We start from the raw sequence: 2,531 nt of genomic DNA, 5'->3' as shown, positions 1-2,531 counted from the left end.
GAAAAAATGTCAATTCCTTAGATTATGCGTTTATAAGAAAAACAGTCCATTTATGTGAAATAATAATGCGACATACGATTATGCGATAATCCGCTCTCTAATAATCATACATCAAGATAGTTATTATATGACGAGAAATTTCTCGAAATATTTAACTTTTGAAGTTATACTAAGCAGTCTATTGATTGTTACTTCGTGCACATTCATAAAATGAAGATACATTTATTTATTCGAATTACTTTTTATGACAAAAATACTTATAATTTCAAATTAGTTGTTCAAAATGAATTATTCTTATAATTAAATTTTGTTCCTTTGTTTCTAGACAAATCACTTTTAATGTTAAAACTTCAATATGAAGAAGTAAAACTATGGAACATTAGATATAAAACAGTTAGTCCATTACACAACATTTGTCGACAATTAATAGTAAAATGTCAAGTGGTGTATGGAATCGAAACATTTGTTCCGTAATTTAAGTAATTTCAATTGATAGTTTATATTATGATGATGTCACTTACACTGATTTCATACGATAGTGTAAACTTCATAATCAGTAACTCTGTGGTAAATTGAAAGTTTGTTAAATTCTGAAACTCAGAGAGTAAACATGCAGTGATTCAAAGAAATCCCGGTTTGTTTGGTTTTGAGTGATTTTATAGATTGAAATAGTGCGATAATGTTGGCAATGAAATGTTCACATAATTGATTAATTTAATTTAACGAAGCTTACAGAGAGGCTTTCACGTTTTTCGCAGAAAAGGAAGTGTTTAAACGACACAACGCAATTCGATTCGATATTCACCGTTCAACCTTCGAAGAGTACAGCATTACACGTTCAGCATTCATGTTTATGTTTATGAATCATAACTCAGTTTTTGTTTTAACTTGTTAATTAATGTATCCGTTTAATTCCTAATCGCAATTAGCAGACAACATTTTCGAATTCAGTTACAATAAAACTTTTAGTTTCACTCTGGTAATGATCAGTCTAGTAACAGCCAAAGACGAGTCAAAATTATTGATCGAAGAATTAAATTAAATCTTAAAGTGTTAGAAACAAATTTTCTAATTGCAATGTGTTTCTATTGATAATCAAAATGTTTGCAATTGATTCTTTCAAGTTTTGTCTCATTTTGATTCTCGTTTTAAGCGAACTGAGAGTAAAAGTAAGTTTAAGCACGAAGTTCGTTAATAAAGAAATTTGAAATAGGAATGCGTCGATCCAACGACAGCTTCAAAAAAGATTGTTGTACATGAACACGAGGTTGACAGGAAAGAACTTTTTGAAGACTTATTTGGAAAGCAGGAGAATCTGTTTACAGAGGATGGAAAAGTTGCTGTTGGACGAAAAGTGAACGACTTTACTCAACGAATGTCACGAATTCTCGAAAATACACCTAATATTCATTCAACAAACAAACTCGAATATTGGTCGAGTTATATTCTTGGGGTAGTATCAAACGGTATGCGATCAAAAGCAACTTTGGACAGAATCGGAATCAAGGAAATATTTATGAAAACAGAGTATAAAGCAGAACCGAAGCCAATCGGACTAGAAGTATCGCAAAATGAGCTTGTCGAAGCAACAGTGAAAATTGTTGCGAGAGTTGAACACAAAGGAAAGAAACGAATTATTGCCAGGACATTTGTGGTGAGTGAATTATCACAAATTGATGCAAAGTTCAAAGAGAGTGAAATTAATGATTTAATCACGAAATTTGGTGATTTGAGTCTCAACGATTATTCGACTGAAAGTTTTGTTTTTCACATTCCGTTGCGACAAGAGACGAAGAAAAGAGAACGAACACAGAGACTTTTCGAAATGAGAGTCACGGAAACGTTGCTCCCATTATCATCCGTCAGCGAAACTGTCAACTCAGACGGCGATAAACTGTTTGTTCGTCTTCCTTCAATCGAAAACACCGAAACAGATAACTTCAAACAATTTCTGAGAAACTATTTGAATTCAGATGTAACAACCAAACAGGAAATAGCTGAAAAGTTTGTAGCTTACAATTTGGAAACTTTCGAAATGTTTATGAAAGGAGAAACTTTTGAACTGATTTCGGACATTAAACTAAGCGAGGCTTTACTTGACGGATTCATTTCTGGATCAGTCGAAGGCAGACTTACAGCTAATTCAAACATTCACGTCATTAAAGAGCAAAGAACTGGCACCGGATATTCAGATCTGACAATCACTTTCCCGAAGTCAGATCCAATTTTATTGGAATTCAAAGTAAACAAAAATTCAATCGATGCGTTAAAGCAAATAAAGTTCAATGGTTACCATGCGAAAGAAAAGAGACAATCGCCGACAAATATTGCTTTCGGAGTGAATTTTGATTCGGAGAATAAAAAAGCAACATTTTCGACGGAAACAATTCGAGTGTCACGACCGCAGGGGATAGTTACGAAAATTTCCGAGAATCTAGATTTCGGAACAAAAGAAGAATTTGGAATCAACGTTGACAAGTTTAAACAAAGTATAGTTGACGAGTTGAAAGCCTCTTATTATTCACTTTGTG

General features: G+C 33.0%; 1 protein-coding gene. It reads left to right on the top strand.

Annotated features, from left to right (window positions below; all coding sequences use genetic code 11):
- Window positions 1-1,468: 1,468 nt before the first annotated feature.
- The coding region (locus V6U76_RS05060; protein ID WP_333024042.1) for a PD-(D/E)XK nuclease domain-containing protein at window positions 1,469-2,531 on the top strand (1,063 nt) is incomplete at its 3' end.

The organism is Wolbachia endosymbiont of Pentidionis agamae (assembly GCF_036711655.1).
In the GTDB taxonomy this organism is placed as follows: Bacteria; Pseudomonadota; Alphaproteobacteria; order Rickettsiales; family Anaplasmataceae; genus JAZHPY01.
This window is presented reverse-complemented; position numbering and strand designations above follow the sequence as displayed.